Below are 24,897 nucleotides of genomic sequence, written 5' to 3' on the forward strand. Positions count from 1 at the left end.
ACGAAATGAGGTGTTTTTTCTTTATAAAAAGAATGATGATGAAAAAATCAAATGTAAATTTGACAAGGAATTATTTAATAAAATAAAAATGATTATTCCATTAATCTATCCACATGCATCAATATTATTTCCACCTATAAAAACCACTTCAAATTATTTATACCCATCTCACTTCAAGATGCGTGTGATTTCTCCCCGCGAAGCGGGGAGAAATCGGGTTTCATATCGTGTTGTCAATTGCAACTTAAAGTTGGATTGGTATATCACAAAAATGACTAAAAGAAATTATTCATTTCAATATAGAAAAGATCATGGAATTATTTCCTTGCGATACAAACACTATAACAGCAACTTAAAAACCAACAGGTAACCATAAAGAAACAAAACCAGATCATAAGAAATTAAAAAATATAACTCTAACGGATAAAAATATTATAGACTTCACTACAAATGACTATCACTATTGAAACATGAAAAACTACGGCTATAAAATCATGAACATGGAATAATGGACAAAAATAATGACTATTTTAGAAAATAAAAACAAACTGCGCGAAACAGGATAAATGACGAAGATATATACCAATCTCCTTTCAAGATGCGTCTTATATCTCCCCACGTAACGGGGAAATATAAACAATCACTTTGATTTTTAAGCTGCAACTTGAAGTTGAATTGGTATACATTGAAATAGAAAAAATAAAATTTAAACCCTTGGACAAACAATATTAGCTATTTTAAATGAGGGGGGATGCTGAAAGATTGCAAGATTAGTTGTAGTGATACCATGATAGCTTATGCCAACACCTATTAAATAAAATAATAACCTGATGTTAAAAACCATAAAACATCAGATATAACGTAATAAATTATGTTAATGCCAAAACATAAATAAATTAAGGTTAGGCAAACACTGAAATCTACTCATTTGTATCATGAATGACAAATAACTTGTAAACGGAATGCATTCGTATAATTGACTATGAGAACACTTGAAGGTTCGTTGAATTCGAACTTATATCACCTTCATCCTGCTCAAGAGGATGTGTTTTATGAGCAAACTTTTCACGAAAACAGCCCATTACATAACCTGGGTTGGTATACCTTGATGGAAGGTGAAGTTGATATAGCCATCCTGCAACAAGCCTGGCGATTACTATATCAACATATTGATACGCTGAGGTTACGCATATCCATTAATTCAGATAATGAAGCAACCCAATATGTTCAGAATCAGAGTGAGACTGAGTTAGTCATATTCCATGATTTTACAATGCAACCTGATCCCGAAAAAAAAGCAAAACTTTGGATGCAGCAACAGATAGATATTCCCATTAACTTTCCAAATGAGCCATTATACCTGGCTGCATTGCTTCGTATTACCAACGAGAAATATTACTTCTTCACTAAGTTCCATCATATTATGATGGATGGGGTTGGTTTATTTCGGTTACATGAATATGCTCATAAGTTATATGCATGTCTGAAAAATAAAACTTCAACCACCTGGTTAACAGAAATTCCACAATATTTAGATACGATAGAAAAAGCAAAAGAATATCTGACTTCCTCCTGTTACGAAAAAGACAAAAAATACTGGTGCGATTTTTTAACAAAAAACGATATACATCAATTAACCCCTTGTTATCAAAATAGGGGTTCTCGTAACGATACGTTGGCATTACCGTTTTCAATTAAAGCTGATTTGCTTGCCTTTTGCGAAAAAAATAAAACGAACTTTCTTGCTGTCTTTTCGAGCTTAATCATCATGATGATGTCAGAACTGACAGGGCAACAGGAATTAACATTTAATACCATTACTCATGGCAGAAGGACAAAATCAGAGAAATATGTCGTAGGGATGCAAACCAATATTTATCCGGTACATTGCCATGTTTCTCACACAATCCGTGTTACCGAACAGATTAAGCTAATCGAATTAGCGTTAAAAGAGAGCTATCACCACAGCCAATTTCCTCGCTCTCACTTGATTCGCATGGCTAATAACCAGGGCATTGCTTTACCGAATATATTTATCTTCTATGAAAGGCTTTCAGCATCAGCATCTGAAATCAACCAAGCTCAGCATTATATTGTAGATGGCGGGTTTAACACTGACCCTCTCGTTTTTCGCTTGCAAGACTTTGGATATGATCAGGAGCTAACAATAGCGATAGATTATTTACAGGAATATTTTAGTGAGCAAGATGTAAAACAACTACTTGTACGATTGCAGAATTTATTGATTACTTTGCTTAACACGCCTTCTTTATTCGTCCATGAATTACCTATTTTATTAGAACAGGAGCGTCATACCCTGCTGCACAGTTGGAACCAAACTGATGCATCTTACCCGCAGGATAAAATCCTACAGCAACTGTTTGAGGCACAGGCAGCAAGAACACCGAATAACGTGGCGTTGGTGTTTGAAGAGAGAACCCTGACCTACCGCCAGCTCAACGAACAGGCAAACCAGCTCGCCGTTGTTATCCAGCGGCAATGCAATACACCGATGCAAGCAGATACCCCCATCGCTCTCTACCTCGATCGCAGTCTGGAGATGGTAGTCAGTATTCTGGCGGTACTGAAAGCCGGCGGCGCTTATGTACCGATCTCCCCTGAATATCCACCGGAGCGAGTTCAGTTTATTCTGGAAGACACCGGAAGCCCATGTATACTCACCCAACAACGCTATCTGACAACACTAGAGCAGCATACTTACACTTTGCCAATTCAGCCGACGCTGATAGCCGCAGATGACCGTACAGTCACCCAAGGCCAGTCAGTAGAAAATTTAGTGCCAGTGAACAAAAGTTCTGATTTGGCCTACATTATCTACACCTCCGGGACGACCGGACAGCCGAAAGGCGTTGAGTTGACCCACCGAAACGTCATCAATCACTTATGTTGGATGCAATCCCAATACCCATTAAGTGCCTCGGATAAAGTCCTGCAACAAATCCCTTATACCTTTGACGCTTCAGTCTGGGAGTTAATTGCAGCTAACTGTTTTGGTGGCACTATCGTACTGCCCTCACCGGATACCCATAAACAGCCGGAGGACTTATATCAACTGATAGAGAAAACTGGCGTAACGGTGGTGCAATTCGTCCCGTCCATGTTAGGCGCTTTCTGCCAGACAGTACGGGACTTAGGACAGCAATTACCCCGCACTATCCGTTACGTTCTATGTGGCGGGGAAACGCTGACGATGTCCCATGTCAACGCGTTTAGATTTATAAATAGTCATTCAAGCACTTTAATTAACCTCTATGGCCCCACAGAAACGACAAATGATGTCACCCACTTTGAGGTAACCAATGAGATTGGTGGCATTATTCCGATTGGCAAGGCACATAACAACACCCGCCTGTATGTCCTTAACCATCATGGAAAACTGTCTCCCATCGGCGCCCCTGGAGAGTTGTATATCGGCGGTGCTGGACTGGCGCGGGGATATCGTAATCGTCCAGAGCTGACTGCCGAGCATTTTGTGGAAAATCCGTTTGCCACAGATGAAGACAAATCCCGTGGTTATACTCGTTTGTACAAAACCGGTGATCGGGTGCGCTGGCTGCCAGACGGTAACCTGGAATATCTGGGACGCCATGATTTTCAGGTCAAAATTCGTGGTTACCGCATTGAACTGGGTGAAATCGAAACTACTTTATCCTCTCATCCGCAAGTGAAACAGGCAGTGGTGATCGACCGAGATCATGCAGGCCATAAAGCACTGGCGGCTTATCTGGTCACAGACGAAGCCTTGACCAATGACACTTTGATAGCGCATCTCTCAACCCACCTGCCGGAGTATATGATACCCGCCAGTTTTACCCGCATTGATGCCATCCCCTTGACTATCAACGGCAAGCTCGACCGCCATGCTTTGCCAGCACCGGTATGGGAAGATCGGGATCGTTATATAGCGCCACGCACTGAGTTGGAAACCCAATTGTGTGTGCTCTGGCAAGATGTCTTAGGATTAGAACGGATCGGTATCGAGGATAATTTCTTCCGTATCGGTGGCGACTCGATTGTCAGCATCCAGTTAGTCTCCAAACTGCGGCAAATCGGTTTCTCCCTGCAAGCCAAATCGATTTTTGAAGCACCAACGGTAGCGCGGTTGGCGCAATTGCTGACACAAACTTCATCCCATGTCTCTGTGGTGGCTGAACAGGGATTATTGCATGGGGAATTTGGTTTATTGCCTATCCAGCAAGATTTCTTCAACCTGAACCTGCCATGCCCGCACCATTGGAATCAGGCATTTATGATCCGGCTGCCAGGCAATATCAGTCACGCAGCTATTGAACAGGCGCTGATCGCACTGACTGAGCGACATGATATGTTACGCGTCCATTTTGTTAAAACTGAACAGGGTTATCGTCAGTGCTACTCCGCAGAAATATCCCCCTGGTTACCCACATTACAGCATTGTGATTTCAATGAATTAAATCATCAACAGCTGACACAATGGCAAAGTGGCTTTAATTATTGTACGGGTCCTTTGTGGCAAGCCGCCCATCTGACCGGATATGCCGATGGCAGCGCCCGCGTATTCTTCGCATTTCATCACCTGATTATTGATGTCGTGTCCTGGCGGATTATTGCGGAAGATATACGCCTGCTGCTACAGGGAACAGCGCTGCCAGCGAAAACCAGCAGTTACCGGCAATGGGTTGCTGCTGTCTATCGCTATGCCATACAGCATCAAGATGAAGTGCCCTACTGGCAGGGCGTCATGGCGGGTGAAAAAACTTACCCGCTGATGGGAGAACTCAACACGCATCAATTGAGTTTATCAACTGAACTGACGAACACTCTGCTACATGAGGCTAATCTAGGTTATCACACGGAAATTAACGACTTGCTGCTTAGTGCTCTCACACTGGCATTGCAGACAACGTTCTCCCGTGCGGTGAACTTCATTACTCTTGAGGGGCATGGGCGGGAAGCCATCGACAGTGCTGTGGATATCTCCGAAACTGTGGGCTGGTTTACAACCACCTATCCTGTTCGTCTGGTAACGCAGGACAATATCGCTGAGACGATTATTCACACGAAAGAGATGCTGCGTGCCGTGCCAAACAAAGGTATCGGTTATGGGGCGCTACGTCAGGTTGGATACTTGTCAGAGGATTTACCAGCCATCAGTTTTAACTACCTTGGTCAATTGGGCAGTGAGAACCATCAGGATTGGGCGCTGACCAATGAAGAGTGTGGTTCAATGATTGCCAGCGAGAACATAAGCCATTTACTGCTCGATATCAATGGCGCAGTTCAGGCAGGAAAATTGCAATTCAGTGTATTGTCTCGTTTACCGTCAGCCCAAACTCACATATTTATCACAGCCTTTGAGCAAGCACTCAATAGTGTCATCGCCGCCGGCCAAAAACAGGCCCAATTAGGTAGTGTGAAAACACCCAATGATTATGAATTTAAAGCAGTTTCAATCGAACGCTTAAAGCGTTTGCAACAAAACTATCAGATGGAAACTCTGTATCCCGCAACCAGTTTGCAGCAGGGATTTATTTATCATCATCTGGCTCAACCACAAGATGATGCCTATCGTGTGCAATTGTTGCTGGATTACCACACCGCACTCAAACCTGCCGCCTATCAACAAGCCTGGTCTCTGGCTTCACTGCGCTTTCCCATCCTCAGAACAGCATTTGATTGGGAAGGGGAAATTTTGCAGATTGTAACCACGGGTGCCAGTATTAATCTGGCTAACTTCGAGAGCAAAGATATCAGCCACTTACCCGCAGAAGAACGAAACAAGGCGATTGAAACAATCCAACAACATGACCGTACTCTGCCTTTTAATTTACGTCAGCCTGGTTTAATCCGCTTTACCCTAATTAAACAGAGTGAACAACGGGTAACGGTACTGATAACCCAACACCACACGATTACTGATGGCTGGAGTGGTCCGATTTTATTACAAACTGTGCACGGGTATTACGACATGCTGGTGCAAGGGCAAATGCCTCAGATCGTAGTGGAGAAAGCTTATCTGGCAACCCAGCAATATTATTTGGGGCATCTGGCCGAATCTGAGCGGTATTGGGCGGAACGTAAAACACATTTCCAGGCAACTAATGATCTGTCAAACCTGTTGAATCGTCATGTTAACTTGACGCAGATAAAAACCATCGAAAAACCGGCTGAACAGGCACTTACTGTGCAGGGGAGCGATTATGCGCAACTTAAGGATATGTGCCGGACACAAGGTATTACCCTGAACGTGGTCTTGCAATTTGCCTGGCATAAATTACTGCACAGTTACACCGGAGATGAGCAGACTATTGTTGGCACCACCGTATCCGGGCGCGATGTACCGGTAGACGGTATTGAATCCAGCGTCGGCCTGTATATTAATACGTTGCCATTAATGGTGCAGTGGGATAATAACCGCAGTGTTATTAGCGTCTTACAAGCTATACAGAAAGATATCGCTGCGCTCAACAGCCACAGTGCCGTCTCACTTGCCAGTTTGCAATCCGACGGGGAACGGTTATTCCATAGCCTGTTTGTCTTTGAAAACTACCCCGTCCCCGTGGCAAACGAAAATGAAGGAGGTATCGAGAATACCCTGACATTCAGTCAGGCCATCGAAAAAGTGGACTATCCGGTGTCGTTAATGGCCTATGAGCAAAATAACTGTCTTACGGTTAAATTGGGTTATGGTGAAGATTGGCTGACCGATAAACAAGCACAGCGCTTGTTGCATCAGCTTGAACGCATTCTACACGCTGTGGCCGGTGATCCACACCAGCTTCATACCGCCATCCTGTTTCTCAGTGAAGCAGAGCGTTATACCCTGCTGCACACCTGGAACCAGACCGATGCCCCTTACCCGCAAGATAAAACCGTACAGCAACTTTTTGAAGTACAGGCAGAAAGGATGCCGGATAATGTGGCACTGGTGTTTGAAGGGGAAATCCTGACCTACCGGCAATTAAATCAACGGGCAAACCAGTTAGCCCGGGTTATTCGTGCACATTATCAGCAACATAAAAATGCCCCTCTGCCAGCAGACACCCCCATCGCCCTCTATCTTGACCGCAGTCTGGAGATGGTCATCAGTATTCTGGCGGTACTGAAAGCCGGTGGTGCGTATGTCCCGATCTCCCCGGCATACCCGCCGGAGCGGGTGCAGTTTATTCTGCAAGATACCCAAAGCCCGTGTGTCCTTACCCAGCAACGCTATCTGACAACACTGGCGGAATATGCTCAGGCACGGATAGCGGCAGATGACCAAACTATCACCATAAACCAGCCCGTAGAAAATGTGGCATCCGTCAATAAACCTACCGACCTGGCCTATATCATCTACACCTCGGGCACCACGGGGCAGCCTAAAGGCGTCATGATCGAACATAAAAATGTGGCCCATATGGTGGCGGCACAGGCAACCCTGTTTGATAGCACAAAGCGCAAAAAAGCCCTAATGTTTGCGGCTTATGTCTTTGATGGTTCCGTTTTCGAACTGTTTTCCAGTTTACTGCATGGCCTGACGGTCTATCTGTGCAGCGAAACAGAGCGCAATGCGCCGGCCGTTGCACAACTGATCCAACGCGAAGGTATTGAAATCGCCGCCCTGCCTCCTGCCATACTGAAGTTATTAATCGGCACTGAGTTCCCCTCTTTGCAGTTATTGGTGACCGCGGGAGAAGCCCCATCCCTAGATTTTCTTGACTATTTCAGCCATCACAGCGATGTATTCAACTCTTACGGCCCGACCGAAGTGACCGTTTGTGCCAGCGGCAAGCACTACCAATCCGGGGCGATTGCCCGCAATATTGGCCAAGCCATTAATAACGCCCGTCTGTACGTCGTTGACAAACAGGGTAACTTATCTCCTATCGGCGCGACGGGCGAGTTATATATCGGCGGTGCCGGACTGGCACGGGGGTATTTAAACCGGCCTGAACTCACCGCTGAACGTTTTGTTGAGCATCCGTTTGCCTCAGAAGCAGATAAAGCCCGTGGCTATACCCGTTTGTACAAAACTGGTGACTTAGTCCGCTGGCTGCCGAATGGGGAGCTGGAATATCTGAGGCGCAATGATTTTCAGGTTAAAATCCGGGGCTACCGTATCGAATTAGGGGAAATCGAAAACGCCCTGACTTCACACCCACAAGTTAAACAGGCGGTGGTGATCGACCATAAGCACAAAGGGGATCAAAGACTGGTGGCGTATCTGGTTACCGATGGTGGGTTGTCCGATGACACCCTGATAAAATATTTATCGTCTCGCCTGCCGGACTATATGCTGCCGGCCAGTTTTACCCGTATCGAATCCGTACCCTTAACCCTCAACGGCAAGCTAGATCGCCACGCCCTGCCAACACCGGTATGGGGCAAGAGTGACAACTATATAGCGCCCCGTAATGCCTTAGAAACTCAGTTATGCGCTATCTGGCAGGAGGTATTAGGTTTGGAGCGGGTGGGGATTGAAGATAACTTCTTCCGTATCGGCGGCAATTCCCTGACCGCGATTAAGCTGACGGCCGCAATTCACCACACCCTTGGGCTTGCGGTTTCATTGACGCAACTCTTTGAACACAAAACCATCGCCAGCCTGGCGAACCAAATGGGACACCCCGCCAATACGGTTATCCCTCACCGCGAATTGGCGCACTACCCCTTATCCTTTGCTCAGGAGCGAATGCTGTTTATCGAGCAGTTTGAACAGGGCACCGATGCCTACCATATTCCCTGTCTGGTTCAACTGGATAATGCCGCCTGTCTGCCTGTGTTAGAAACCGCCATTAACCGATTAGCACAGCGCCATGCCGTGATAAGAACGGTATATCCCCATCATGATGACGGACAGAACTACCAACAAATACTGGACAGGCCGTTGGTTATCCGGTCAGTCGCGCCCTGTGATGATATTGACACGCTTCTGGATACCGTACGCACTGAGATAGCCACGCCATTTGATTTGACCACCGAACCCAGCCTGCGCCTCTGTCACTATACCCTGGCCGATAAACATTACTTCCTGATGTTATGGCACCATATCGCCATTGATGGCTGGGGCATCGACATTTTTATGCGTGAACTGGCCGAGATTTACCCAGCCTTGTTAGCCGGCCGTGATAGCCGGTTGCCTGTTCTGGATATCACCTATGGCGATTATGCCGCCTGGCAGCGGGAATATTTACAGGGCGATGTGCGTGAACGCCAGCTCGCTTACTGGCGACAGACTTTAGCCCATTACGAAACCCTGGCCTTGCCAACAGACTACACCAGACCCGCTCAGGTCCGTTATCAGGGATGGGACTTCAATTTCACGCTAGATACCGCCCTTTCTGACCAGCTCAGAATACTGGCAAAAGAGCAGGAAACCACCCTGTATACCGTGCTGCTCAGTGGCTTTTATGTCACGCTGGCAAAATTATCCGGCCAAAACGATATCGTACTGGGCACACCAACTGATAACCGACACCACGCCCAAACCCAAGCGCTGATAGGGATGTTTGTCAACTCCCTAGTCTTGCGGGCACAACTTGTGCGGACAGACAGTGTCGCCACCCTGATTCAACAAATTCATCAGTTACTTGCCGATGCCAAAGCGCATCAGGACATGCCATTTGAACAACTGCTTGACGCTCTGGCAATTGAGCGTGACCCCGCCCGTCATCCGATTTTTCAGGTGATGTTTGGTTTACACCGTGTTGGGGAACACCGGCCAGATGAAGCCAGGCTGCCGTTTCAGCCGGTGACATTAGATGAATCCCTGTACAGCCCGGCCAAGTTTGACCTGAGCCTGTTTCTGTCTGAGGGACAACCCGCTATTACAGGCAACCTGAATTACGCGGTCAGCCTGTTTAACGACACCACCATGGCACGGCTGGCCGCTATCTACCAACGGGTGCTGGCCGCCTTCGTGACAGACCCACAACAATCGCTGGCGGGGATTGCTATCCTGTCGGCCTCGGAGCGCCATACCCTGCTGCACACCTGGAACCAGACCGATGCGCCTTACCCGCAAGAGAAAACCGTACAGCAGCTTTTTGAAGTACAGGCAGAAAAAACGCCGGATAATATAGCGCTGGTATTTGAAGGGGAAACCCTGACCTACCGGCAGTTAAACCAACGGGCCAATCAGTTAGCCCGGGTTATTCGTGAACATTGTGACCCTATGCCAGCAGACACCCCCATCGTCCTCTATCTCGGCCGCAGTCTGGAGATGGTCATCAGTATTCTGGCAGTGCTCAAAGCCGGCGGCGCGTATGTGCCGATTTCCCCGGCCTATCCGCCGGAGCGGGTGCAGTTTATTCTGCAAGACACCCAAAGCCCGTGTGTCCTCACCCAGCAACATTATCTGACAACACTGGCGGAATATACTCAGGCACGGATAGCGGCAGATGACCAAACCCTCACCAGGGATCAATCAGTGGAAAATTTGGCATCTGTCAATAAACCTGCCGATCTGGCCTATATCATCTACACCTCAGGCACCACGGGGCAGCCAAAAGGCGTCATGATTGAGCATAAAAATGTGTCTCATCTGGTGGCGGCGCAGGCAGCCCTGTTTGATATCACAAAGCGCAAAAAAGCCTTAATGTTTGCGGCTTATGTCTTTGATGCCTCGGTTTCTGAACTGTTTGTCAGTTTACTGCATGGCCTGACGGTCTATCTGTGCAGCGAAACAGAGCGCAATGCGCCGGCCGTTGCACAATTGATCCAGCGCGAAGGCATTGAATTAGCCACCTTACCCCCAGCCATATTAAAAGTGTTAATTGGCACTGAATTGCCCTCTTTGCAGTTATTGGTGACCGCGGGAGAAGCCCCGTCCTTAGACTTTCTGGACTATTTCAGTCATCACTGCGAGGTACTGAATGCGTACGGCCCGACCGAAGTGACCGTTTGTGCCAGCGGCAAGCACTACCAATCCGGGGAGATTGCCAACAATATCGGTAAGGCCATCAATAATGTTCGTCTCTATGTTATTGACCAACAAGGCCATCCATCTCCTATTGGCACACCAGGCGAGTTATATATCGGCGGTGCCGGACTGGCACGGGGGTATTTAAACCAACCTGAACTCACCGCTGAACGTTTTGTTGAGAACCCGTTTGCCTCAGAAGCAGATAAAGCCTGTGGCTACACTCGTTTGTACAAAACCGGTGATTTAGTCCGCTGGCGGCCGAACGGGGAGCTGGAATATCTGGGGCGCAATGATTTTCAGGTTAAGATCCGGGGCTACCGTATCGAATTAGGGGAAATCGAAAACGCCCTGACTTCACACCCACAAGTTAAACAGGCGGTGGTGATTGACCATAAGTACAAAGGGGATCAAATACTGGTGGCGTATCTGGTCACCGATGGTGTGCTGCCCGATGATACCTTGGTTCGGTATCTTTCCACCCGCTTGCCAGACTATATGCTGCCCGCCAACTTTACCCGTATCGAATCCGTACCCTTAACCCTCAACGGCAAGCTGGATCGCCGCGCCCTGCCAACACCGGTATGGGGCAAGAGTGACAACTATATAGCGCCCCGTAATGCCTTGGAAACTCAGTTGTGTGCCATCTGGCAAGAGGTGTTGGGACTGGAGAGAATTGGCATTGAAGATAACTTCTTCCGTATCGGCGGTGACTCCATAGTCAGTATCCAGCTAGTTTCCAAACTGCGTCAGGCGGGCTTTTATCTCCAGGTCAAATCGATATTTGAAGCACCCACGGTGGCTCGATTAGCCCAACTGCCAACACTGATATCACACACAGTAAAAACCAGTGCTGAACAAGGGTTACTAAGCGGAGAGTTTGGTTTATTGCCTATCCAGCAAAGTTTCTTTGACCTCAATCTGCCAAATCCACACCATTGGAATCAGGCATTTATGATCCGACTGCCAGGCAATATCAGTCATACTGCTATTGAACAGGCACTGATCGCACTGACTGAGCGACACGACATATTACGTGTCCATTTTATATATACTGAAAACGGTTACCGTCAGTGCTATTCACCGGAAATGCCACCCTGGTTGTCTGCATTACAGCACTGTAATATCAATGAACTTACAGAAACGGAATTACACCAACAACTCACCCAATGGCAAAGTGGATTTGATTACAGTAACGGCCCCTTATGGCAAGCCGCTTATCTGACCGGATACACCGATGGCAGCGCCCGATTATTCTTCGCATTCCACCACCTGATCATTGACGCTGTATCCTGGCGAATTATTACCGAAGATATGCGTTTGTTATTGCAAGGCATGACCTTACCACCGAAAACCAGCAGTTATCGGCAGTGGGTGGCCGCAGTCCATCATTATGCACAACAGCATCAAGATGAAGTGTCCTACTGGCAACAAGTCATAACAGACAACGACATACATCCTGCACTGGGTACAACCACTTATCACCAATTAGACATCTCTGCCGAAATGACAGATATCCTGCTGCATGAAGCCAACGCCGGTTATTCCACTGAAATTAACGACTTATTACTGAGTGCCCTAACCTTGGCATTACAGGAGACTTTCTCCCGAACAGTAAACCACATCGTTCTGGAAGGGCATGGGCGGGAAGCCATCGATAACACGCTAGATCTTGCTGAAACCGTCGGCTGGTTTACAACACAGTACCCTGTTCGGCTGGAAATGCAGGCCACTATTGCAGAAACCATTATTCACATCAAAGAGATGCTTCGCACCATACCAAACAAAGGTATTGGTTATGGCGCGTTACGTCAGGCTGGCTATTTGTCAGGAGATTTACCGGCCATCAGCTTCAATTATCTCGGTCAGTTAGGCGGAAGTTGCCATCAAGACTGGTCACTGAGTAGCGATAATTGTGGCGCAGTGATAGCCAGCGGGGATCACAACGATTTATTGCTGAATATCAATGGCGCAGTTCAGACGGGAAAACTGCAATTTAGTGTGGACTCCCGCTTGCCACACGCTCAGACAGCGGTATTTATCACGGCATTTAAGCAAGCACTCAATAATGTTATCAGCGAAAGTCAAAAACAGGCCCATGCGGGAGGAATAAAAACGCCCAGCGATTACGGAATTAAAGGCGTTTCAATTGAGCAGTTCAACCAGCTTACTCATCGTTTTGACTATGTGGATAACGAAAATTCACCTCTCTATCCAGAAAAGAAAACCATCTTGGACGTGTAAAAAATGTTGATGCTATTTAAAGAACTTAAAAAAAATCATGTATCGATATGGGCTTGTGAGAATAAATTAAAACTGGCATTTACAGGGGAAACACCCCCTGTCCAGCTTATTGATAAGGTTAAGAAGAAAAGGGAAAACATATTAACTTTCTTACATGAGGAGAACATTTTCTCCGAAGAGGATTTCAAACGTTTTACCTTTAATGGCATTGAAGTGATATTTCCTGCCAGCAGTTTACAACAGGGGTTTATTTATCATCATCTGACTCAACCACAGGATGATGCCTATCGTATGCAGTTACTGTTGGATTATCACACCAATATCGACTTTACCGCCTATCAACAAGCCTGGTCGCTGGCCTCCCTGCGTTTCCCTATCCTCAGAACCGCATTTGATTGGGAAGGGGAAATTTTGCAGATTGTCACTGCGGGTGCCAGTATTCATTCGGCACATTTCAAGAGTAAAGATATCAGCCAATTACCAGAAACAGAGCGAAACAAGGCGATTGAAGCAATCCAACAACATGACCGTACCTTGCCTTTTGATTTAAGCCAGCCTGGGTTAATCCGCTTCACTTTCATCAAACAAAATGAACAATGGGTAACCGTGCTGATCACCCAACATCACTGTATTGCCGATGGTTGGAGTCATTCGATTTTATTACAGGCTGTACATGAATATTACAATCAACTGATAAAGGGACAAGTACCGCAGGTTGTCGTAGAACAGGCTTATCTGGCAACCCAGCAATATCATCTGGATCATAAAGTTGAAACAGAAGCATATTGGGCGCAGCGCAAAGCTCACTTTCAGGGAGCCAACGATCTTTCTGCGCTGCTAAGTCAGCATGTTGATTTAACGCAGATAAAAACCGTTGAAAAGCCAGCCGAACAAGCGCTTATTGTGCGAGGAGACGCCTATACGCAACTTAAGGATATGTGCCGAATGCAAGGTGTTACCCTGAATGTGGTATTGCAATTTGCCTGGCATAAATTACTGCACAGTTACACCGGAGATGAACAGACCATTGTCGGTACTACTGTATCCGGGCGCGATGTACCGGTAGAGGGTGTTGAGTCTAGTGTCGGCTTGTATATCAATACGTTACCGTTAACAGTGCAATGGAATCAGGCTGACAGCGTAGCTGCTATATTGCAAGAGATACAACAGGATATCGCCGCACTCAACAGCCACAGTGCGATATCGCTTGCCGGCTTACAATCCGATGGGAAACGGTTATTCCACAGCCTGCTGGTTTTTGAAAACTACCCTGATCCTGTAGTGAACGAAAACGAGGGCGGCATTGAAAACACCCTAACATTCCGCCAGGCCTTCGAAAAAGTGGATTATCCGGTATCGCTGAAGGCTTATGAACAGGATAACAGCCTGATCGTCAAATTAGGCTACGGTGAAGACTGGCTGACAGATAAACAAGCGCAACGCTTACTTTATCAGCTTGAACGTATTCTACACGCTGTAGCCTGTGATCCACACCAGCTTCATACTTCTATTTTGTTCCTTAGTGAAGAAGAGCGTCATACCCTACTGCACACCTGGAATCAGACTGATGCGCCTTACCCGCAAGATAAAACCTTACAGCAACGCTTTGAAGTACAGGCAGAAAAGACGCCGGATCATGTGGCACTGGTATTTGAAGGGGAAACCCTAACCTACCGGCAATTAAATCAACGAGCCAATCAGTTAGCCCGTGTTATTCGTGACCGTTTTCAGCAGTACAATGATGCCCCTTTGCAAGCAGACACCCCCATCGCCCTCTACCTCGATCGCAGTCTGGAAATGGTGATTAGTATCTTAGCAGTGCTGAAAGCCGGCGGCGCTTATGTGCCTATATCCCCCGAATATCCCCCAGAACGGGTGCAGTTTATTCTGCAAGATACCGGAAGCCTGTGCGTACTCACCCAAAAACGACATCTGACAACACTCGCAGGATCACCGATATCGATAGCGGCAGATGACCAAACAATTATCAGGGATCAGTCCGTGGAAAATTTGGTTCCGGTCAATAAACCTACTGATTTGGCCTATATCATCTATACCTCAGGCACTACAGGACAGCCTAAAGGCGTCATGATTGAGCATAAAAATGTGGCTCATCTGGTGGCGGCACAGGCAGCACTGTTTGATATCACAAAGCGAAAAAAAGCCTTAATGTTTGCGGCTTATGTCTTTGATGCCTCGGTTTCCGAACTGTTTCTCAGTTTACTGCATGGCCTGACGGTTTATCTGTGCAGCGAAACAGAACGCAATGCACCGGCAGTTGCACAATTGATTCAGCGAGAAGGTATTGAAATCGTTACCTTACCCCCGGCTATATTGAAATTATTAGTTGGTGCTAAGTTACCTTCCTTACAGTTATTAGTGACGGCCGGTGAATCACCCTCCTTAGATTTTCTTGATTATTTCAGCCATCACTGTGATGTGGTGAATGCGTACGGTCCGACCGAAATCACCGTTTGTGCAACTGGAAAGCGCTATCAACATGAAGACATTGCCAGCAATATTGGTAAAGCAGTTAATAACGTTCGTCTGTATGTTTTTGACAAACCGGGAAACCTGTCCCCCATCGGTGCATCAGGCGAGTTATATATCGGCGGTGCCGGATTAGCACGCGGTTATTTAAATCAACCAGAACTCACTGCCGAACGTTTCGTGCCAAATCCCTTTGCCACCCCAGAAGACAAAGCCAACGGCTATACCCACCTGTACAAAACCGGCGACTTAGTCCGCTGGCTACCGAATGGAGAGCTGGAATATCTGGGACGCAATGACTTCCAGGTTAAAATTCGCGGTTATCGCATTGAACTGGGGGAAATAGAAAGTGCCCTGACCTCACACCCACAGATAAAACAAGCGGTAGTGACTGATCACGAGCATAAAGGAAATAAGGTACTGATCGCGTACTTGGTCACAGATAGCGCGCTATCCGATGACACCCTGATTAGATATCTTTCTACCCGCTTGCCAGACTATATGCTGCCTGCCAACTTTACCCGCATTGGATCCATACCCTTAACCCTCAACGGCAAGCTGGATCGCCGCGCCCTGCCAGAACCGAAATGGGAAAACCGCGACAGTTATATAGCGCCCCGTAATGACTTAGAAACCCAGTTGTGTGCCATTTGGCGGGAAGTATTAGGGCTGGAGAGAATTGGCATTGAAGATAATTTCTTCCGTATTGGTGGCGATTCCATAATCAGCATCAAACTGGTTTCCAGGCTGCGACGGGCTGGTTTTTCCCTGCAAGTCAAATCGATCTTTGAAGCACCAACGGTAATGCAGTTAGCGCAACTGCTGGCACAAACTTCATCCCATGTCTCTGTGGTGGCTGAACAGGGATTATTGCATGGGGAATTTGGTCTATTGCCTATCCAGCAAGATTTCTTCAACTGGAATTTATCAAGCCCGCATCATTGGAATCAGGCATTTATGATCCGGCTGCCAGGCAATATCAGTCATGCGGCTATTGAACAAGCATTGATCGCACTGACTGAGCGGCATGATATGTTACGCGCTCATTTTATTAATACCGAACAGGGTTATCGCCAGTGTTATCCCGCAGGGATCCCCCCCTGGTTACCCACATTACAGCATTGTGATTTCAATGAATTAAATCATCAACAACTGACCCAATGGCAAAGTGGCTTCAATTATTGCACTGGCCCTTTGTGGCAAGCCGCTCATCTGACCGGATATGCCGATGGCAGCGCCCGCGTATTCTTCGCATTTCACCACCTGATTATTGATGTCGTGTCCTGGCGAATTATTGCGGAAGATCTGCGCAGATTGCTGCAAGGCGAAACGCTGCCAGCGAAAACCAGTAGCTATCGGCAATGGGTTAATGCGATCCATCACTATGCAGAGCACCATCAACAGGAAATTCTCTATTGGCAGCAAGTCATGGCTGAAAACCATGTCTACTCTGCTTCGCATGAAATGAGCCAACACAAGTTGAGTGTTTCCGCTGAATTAACCGATATTCTGCTGCGTGAAGCCAATGCCGGTTACCATACCGAAATTAACGATTTATTGCTTAGTGCCCTCACATTAGCATTACAGACTATTTTCTCACATCCAGTTAACCACATTATGCTTGAAGGTCATGGACGGGAAGCAATTGATAACACACTGGATGTTTCAGAAACCATCGGCTGGTTTACAACCACTTATCCAGTTCGTCTGGTAATGCAGGACAATATCGCTGAGACGATTATTCACACAAAAGAGATGCTGCGTACCGTGCCAAACAAAGGTATCGGTTATGGTGCATTACGTCAGGCCGGATATCTGTCGGGAGATTTACCGACAATTGGCTTCAATTATCTCGGGCAGTTAGGCACAGAAATTGAGCAAAATTGGTCACTGATCAGCGACGACTGTGGAACCGTCGTGACAGATGATAACCATAGTCATTTGTTATTGAATATTAATGGATTAATTCAAACGGGCAGGCTGCAATTTAGTCTTAGTTCGTCCTTATCACAAACTCAGACACAAAAATTTATCACAGCCTTTGAGCAGGCACTTAATTCTGTTATCACCGCCGGTCAAAAACAGGCTCAATTGGGTGGAATAAAAACGCCCAGTGACTACGGTATTGAAGGGATCTCAATCGAACTTTTGCGTCATCTTCAACAGACATATCAGATTGAAGCACTGTATCCCGCAACCAGCTTGCAGCAAGGATTTATTTATCATCATCTGGCTCAACCACAGGATGATGCTTATCGCGTGCAACTGCTGTTGGATTATCACACTCAACTCGACCTTGCCACCTACCAACAGGCCTGGGTTCTAACCTCACTGCGCTTTCCTATCCTCAGAACAGCATTTAATTGGGAAGGGGAAATGTTGCAGATTGTCACTGAAGGGGCAAGCCTTGATTCGAAAAATTTTATTATCAAGGATATCAGTCAGTTATTACCAGAAGAGAAAGCCAGAGCGATTGAAGCGATCCAACAACATGATCGCACCTTACCCTTTGATTTACGTCAGCCCGGGTTAATCCGCTTTACCTTAATTAAACAGAGTGAACAACGGGTAACGGTGTTAATCACGCAACATCACAGTATTACTGACGGTTGGAGTAACCCAATTTTATTGCAAAACGTGCATGAATATTACAACCAACTCGCACAAAAACGCGTTCCCCAAATAGTGGCAGATAAAGCCTATCTGGCAACCCAGCAATATTATCTGGAACACAAAGCGGGATCTGAAATCTATTGGGAGAAGCGTAAAGCACAATTTCAGGGAGCCAATAATCTTTCTGCCCTGTTAAGTCATCACATTGATTTAACTCGGCTAAGAACGATTGAAAAACCCGCGAGGCAAACTATTACTGTCCAGGGAAACGTATATCAGCAGATTAAGAAAATGTGTCGTGAACAAGGCATTACCCTGAACGTGGTCTTGCAATTTGCCTGGCATAAATTACTGCACAGTTACACCGGAGATGAACAGACTATTGTCGGCACCACCGTATCCGGACGCGATATACCGGTAGACGGTATTGAATCCAGCGTCGGCCTGTATATTAATACGTTGCCATTAATGGTGCAGTGGGATAATAACCGCAGTGTTATTAGCGTCTTACAAGCTATACAGAAAGATATCGCTGCGCTCAACAGCCACAGTGCCGTCTCACTTGCCAGTTTGCAATCCGACGGGGAACGGTTATTCCATAGCCTGTTTGTCTTTGAAAACTACCCCGTCCCCGTGGCAAACGAAAATGAAGGAGGTATCGAGAATACCCTGACATTCAGTCAGGCCATCGAAAAAGTGGACTATCCGGTGTCGTTAATGGCCTATGAGCAAAATAACTGTCTTACGGTTAAATTGGGTTATGGTGAAGATTGGCTGACCGATAAACAAGCACAGCGCTTGTTGCATCAGCTTGAACGCATTCTACACGCTGTGGCCGGTGATCCACACCAGCTTCATACCGCCATCCTGTTTCTCAGTGAAGCAGAGCGTTATACCCTGCTGCACACCTGGAACCAGACCGATGCCCCTTACCCGCAAGATAAAACCGTACAGCAACTTTTTGAAGTACAGGCAGAAAGGATGCCGGATAATGTGGCACTGGTGTTTGAAGGGGAAATCCTGACCTACCGGCAATTAAATCAACGGGCAAACCAGTTAGCCCGGGTTATTCGTGCACATTATCAGCAACATAAAAATGCCCCTCTGCCAGCAGACACCCCCATCGCCCTCTATCTTGACCGCAGTCTGGAGATGGTCATCAGTATTCTGGCGGTACTGAAAGCCGGTGGTGCGTATGTCCCGATCTCCCCGGCATACCCGCCGGAGCGGGTGCAGTTTATTCTGCAAGATACCCAAAGCCCGTGTGTCCTTACCCAGCAACGCTATCTGACAACACTGGCGGAATATGCTCAGGCACGGATAGCGGCAGATGACCAAACTATCACCATAAACCAGCCCGTAGAAAATGTGGCATCCGTCAATAAACCTACCGACCTGGCCTATATCATCTACACCTCGGGCACCACGGGGCAGCCTAAAGGCGTCATGATCGAACATAAAAATGTGGCCCATATGGTGGCGGCACAGGCAACCCTGTTTGATAGCACAAAGCGCAAAAAAGCCCTAATGTTTGCGGCTTATGTCTTTGATGGTTCCGTTTTCGAACTGTTTTCCAGTTTACTGCATGGCCTGACGGTCTATCTGTGCAGCGAAACAGAGCGCAATGCGCCGGCCGTTGCACAACTGATCCAACGCGAAGGTATTGAAATCGCCGCCCTGCCTCCTGCCATACTGAAGTTATTAATCGGCACTGAGTTCCCCTCTTTGCAGTTATTGGTGACCGCGGGAGAAGCCCCATCCCTAGATTTTCTTGACTATTTCAGCCATCACAGCGAAGTATTCAACTCTTACGGCCCCACCGAAGTGACCGTTTGTGCCAGCGGCAAGCACTACCAATCCGGGGCGATTGCCCGCAATATTGGCAGAGCCATTAATAACGCCCGTCTGTATGTCGTTGACAAACAGGGTAACTTATCTCCTATCGGCGCGGCGGGTGAGTTATATATCGGCGGTGCCGGACTGGCACGGGGGTATTTAAACCGGCCTGAACTCACCGCTGAACGTTTTGTTGAGCATCCGTTTGCCTCAGAAGCAGATAAAACCTGTGGCTACACTCGTTTGTACAAAACCGGTGATTTAGTCCGCTGGCTGCCGAATGGGGAGCTGGAATATCTGGGGCGCAATGATTTTCAGGTTAAGATCCGGAGCTACCGTATCGAATTAGGGGAAATCGAAAACGCCCTGACTTCACACCCACAAGTTAAACAGGCGGTGGTGATCGACCATAAGCATCAAGGGGATCAAATACTGGTGGCGTATCTGGTCACCGATGGTGTGCTGCCCGATGATACCTTGGTTCGGTATCTTTCCACCCGCTTGCCAGACTATATGCTGCCCGCCAACTTTACCCGTATCGAATCCGTCCCCTTAACCCTCAACGGCAAGCTAGATCGCCACGCCCTGCCAACACCGGTATGGGGCAAGAGTGACAACTATATAGCGCCCCGTAATGCCTTAGAAACTCAGTTATGCGCTATCTGGCAGGAGGTATTAGGTTTGGAGCGGGTGGGGATTGAAGATAACTTCTTCCGTATCGGCGGCAATTCCCTGACCGCGATTAAGCTGACGGCCGCAATTCACCACACCCTTGGGCTTGCGGTTTCATTGACGCAACTCTTTGAACACAAAACCATCGCCAGCCTGGCGAACCAAATGGGACACCCCGCCAATACGGTTATCCCTCACCGCGAATTGGCGCACTACCCCTTATCCTTTGCTCAGGAGCGAATGCTGTTTATCGAGCAGTTTGAACAGGGCACCGATGCCTACCATATTCCCTGTCTGGTTCAACTGGATAATGCCGCCTGTCTGCCTGTGTTAGAAACCGCCATTAACCGATTAGCACAGCGCCATGCCGTGATAAGAACGGTATATCCCCATCATGATGACGGACAGAACTACCAACAAATACTGGACAGGCCGTTGGTTATCCGGTCAGTCGCGCCCTGTGATGATATTGACACGCTTCTGGATACCGTACGCACTGAGATAGCCACGCCATTTGATTTGACCACCGAACCCAGCCTGCGCCTCTGTCACTATACCCTGGCCGATAAACATTACTTCCTGATGTTATGGCACCATATCGCCATTGATGGCTGGGGCATCGACATTTTTATGCGTGAACTGGCCGAGATTTACCCAGCCTTGTTAGCCGGCCGTGATAGCCCGTTGCCTGTTCTGGATATCACCTATGGCGACTATGCCGCTTGGCAGCGGGAATATTTACAGGGCGATGTGCGTGAACGCCAGCTCGCTTACTGGCGACAAACCTTAGCCCACTACGAAACCCTGGCCTTGCCAACAGACTACACCAGACCCGCCCAGGTTAGTTATCAGGGACGGGACTTCAATTTCACGCTAGATACCGCCCTTTCTGACCAGCTCAGAATGCTGGCAAAAGAGCAGGAAACCACCCTGTATACCGTGCTGCTCAGTGGCTTTTATGTCACGCTGGCAAAACTATCCGGCCAAAACGATATCGTACTGGGCACACCAACTGATAACCGGCACCACGCCCAAACCCAAGCGCTGATAGGGATGTTTGTCAACTCCCTGGTCTTGCGGGCACAACTTGTGCTGACAGACAGTATCGCCACCCTGATTCAACAAATTCATCAGTTGCTTGCCGATGCCAAAGCGCATCAGGACATGCCGTTTGAACAACTGCTTGACGCTCTGGCAATTGAGCGTGACCCCGCCCGTCATCCCATTTTTCAGGTGATGTTTGGCTTACACCGTGTTGGGGAACACCGGCCAGATGAAGCCAGGCTGCCGTTCCAGCCAGTGACATTAGATGAATCCCTGTACAGCCCGGCCAAGTTTGACCTGAGCCTGTTTCTGTCTGAGGGACAACCCGCTATTACAGGCAACCTGAATTACGCGGTCAGCCTGTTTAACGACACCACCATGGCACGACTGGCCGCTGTCTACCAACGGGTGCTGGCCGCCTTCGTGACAGACCCGCAACAATCGCTGGCGGGGATTGCTATCCTGTCTTCCTCGGAGCGCCACACCCTGCTGCACACCTGGAACCAGACCGATGCGCCTTACCCGCAAGAGAAAACCGTACAGCAGCTGTTTGAAGTACAGGCAGAAAAGACGCCGGATAATATAGCACTGGTATTTGAAGGGGAAACCCTGACCTACCGGCAGTTAAACCAACGGGCCAATCAGTTAGCCCGGGTTATTCGTGAACATTGCCAGCAACATAAAAATGCCCCTCTGCCCGCAGACACCCCCATTGCCCTCTATCTCGACCGCAGTCTGGAGATGGTCATCAGTATTCTGGCAGTGCTCAAAGCCGGCGGCGCTTATGTGCCGATTTCCCCGACATACCCGCCGGAGCGGGTGCAGTTTATTCTGCAAGACACCCAAAGCCCGTGTGTCCTCACCCAGCAACGCTATCTGACAACACTGGCGGAAGCACGGGCAGCGCCGCCGATACGGATAGCGGCAGATGACCGGAGCATCACGATAAACCAGCCCGTAGAAAATCTGGCTATAGTCAATAAACCTACCGATCTGGCTTATATCATCTATACCTCAGGCACCACGGGGCAGCCAAAAGGCGTCATGATTGAGCATAAAAATGTGTCTCATCTGGTGGCGGCACAGGCAGCCCTGTTTGATATCACAAAGCGCAAAAAAGCCTTAATGTTTGCGGCTTATGTCTTTGATGCCTCGGTTTCTGAACTGTTTGTCAGTTTACTGCATGGCCTGACGGTCTATCTGTGCAGTGAAACAGAGCGCAATGCGCCGGCCGTTGCACAATTGATCCAGCGCGAAGGCATTGAATTAGCCACCTTACCCCCAGCCATATTAAAAGTGTTAATTGGCACTGAATTGCCCTCTTTGCAGTTATTGGTGACCGCGGGAGAAGCCCCGTTCTTAGACTTTCTGGACTATTTCAGTCATCACTGCGAGGTACTGAATGCGTACGGCCCGACCGAAGTGACCGTTTGTGCCAGCGGCAAGCACTACCAATCCGGGGAAATCGCCAACAATATTGGCAAAGCCATCAATAATGTTCGTCTTTACGTCCTTGATAGTCACAACAACTTGTCCCCTATCGGTGTGTCGGGTGAATTATATATCGGCGGTGCCGGACTGGCACGGGGGTATTTAAACCGGCCTGAACTCACCGCTGAACGTTTTGTTGAGAACCCGTTTGCGTCAGAAGCAGATAAAGCCCGTGGCTATACCCGTTTGTACAAAACCGGCGACTTAGTCCGCTGGCTACCGAACGGGGAGCTGGAATATCTGGGACGCAATGATTTTCAGGTTAAGATCCGTGGCTACCGTATCGAATTAGGGGAAATCGAAAACGTCCTGACTTCACACCCACAGGTCAAACAGGCGGTGGTGATCGACCATAAGTACAAAGGGGATCAAATACTGGTGGCGTATCTGGTCACCGATGGTGTGCTGCCCGATGATACCTTGGTTCGGTATCTTTCCACCCGCTTGCCAGACTATATGCTGCCCGCCAACTTTACCCGTATCGAATCCGTACCCTTAACCCTCAACGGCAAGCTGGATCGCCGCGCCTTGCCAACACCGGTATGGGGTAAAAGTGACAACTATATTGCGCCCCGTAATGCCTTAGAAACTCAGTTATGTGCTATTTGGCAGGAAGTTTTGGGTTTGGAACGGGTAGGTATTGAAGATAACTTCTTCCGCATTGGTGGTAATTCCCTCATAGCGATTAAATTAACTACAGCAATACGTAATGAAATAAACGTTGATATTCCTTTAAATATTCTATTTAGCTACAAATGCATTTCCTTGTTATCCCAATGGTTGGAAGCCGGTAGCGCTACATCTAATTTACTTAATTTCTTAACACCCGAATCAACCGCAAGCAATAAACTGTTTATGATCCATGCAGTTAATTGCGGTAGTGAAGTCTATGAGCCTCTGGCAAATGCTTTATCTGATACGTATAACTGCATCGGTATCGATAATTACAATCTTTCCACAGAGCATAAAATCGATTCATTACAACAGATAGCACAGATCTACATGAAATTAATCTTGACTGAAACTTCCATTGATAAACCTATCCGTATTCTAGGCTGGTCATTAGGAGGACAATTAGCGATAGAGATTGCATTTCAATTGGAACAACTTGGTGCAAAAGAGATTCAGTTGTTTCTATTAGATACCGTCATCAATAATGATGAGATAAGAAAACTTAGAAATAAATTAGATATATCAAATGCATATAACAAGGTTATCAAAAAGTTACAGGAAATGGGAGCAAGCGAAACTTATATTAATAAGGTATTAGAAGCAATACCTTTTGAGTCTAGAATAGCGGACTGTCATTTAAGCGGAAAATTATCATATACAAATATCACTTTATTTAAAGCGGGTAAAATAAACCCACATCATAAAGAAGAAACAGGACTTACTATGAGTCGACTGATAATCAAAATACCAGATAATAATATTTCACAATGGTCAACCCATCCATTAGTCATTAAGTTGATTGATGATTGTTATCACGAGAATATTATTGAGTCTGTTTCCATTATCAGTGCAGAAATAATTAATACATTGTCAAATAAGGATGATATCAATATAGAGTAACTTAACAAGGCCAGTATTGCTGGCCTTATTTT

2 protein-coding genes are annotated in these 24,897 nt (G+C 47.2%); both read left to right on the forward strand.

Annotated features, from left to right (window positions below):
* The first annotated feature begins 1,003 nt into the window (after positions 1-1,003).
* Positions 1,004-13,147, forward strand: coding sequence for an amino acid adenylation domain-containing protein (locus WDV74_RS09350; RefSeq protein WP_338882449.1), 12,144 nt, complete (start codon positions 1,004-1,006; stop codon positions 13,145-13,147).
* A 3-nt stretch (positions 13,148-13,150) separates the two neighbouring features.
* Positions 13,151-24,865: an amino acid adenylation domain-containing protein gene (locus WDV74_RS09355; protein WP_338882451.1), complete on the forward strand. Its 11,715-nt coding sequence runs from the start codon at positions 13,151-13,153 to the stop codon at positions 24,863-24,865.
* The last annotated feature ends 32 nt before the right edge of the window (positions 24,866-24,897 follow it).

The organism is Xenorhabdus sp. TH1 (assembly GCF_037260955.1).
GTDB classification, from domain to species: Bacteria; Pseudomonadota; Gammaproteobacteria; order Enterobacterales; family Enterobacteriaceae; genus Xenorhabdus; species Xenorhabdus griffiniae.

Excerpts from the sequence above, each read along its gene's own strand:
- WDV74_RS09355 (WP_338882451.1), top strand. The coding sequence starts at position 13,151 with ATGTTGATGCTATTTAAAGAACTTAAAAAAAATCATGTATCGATATGG.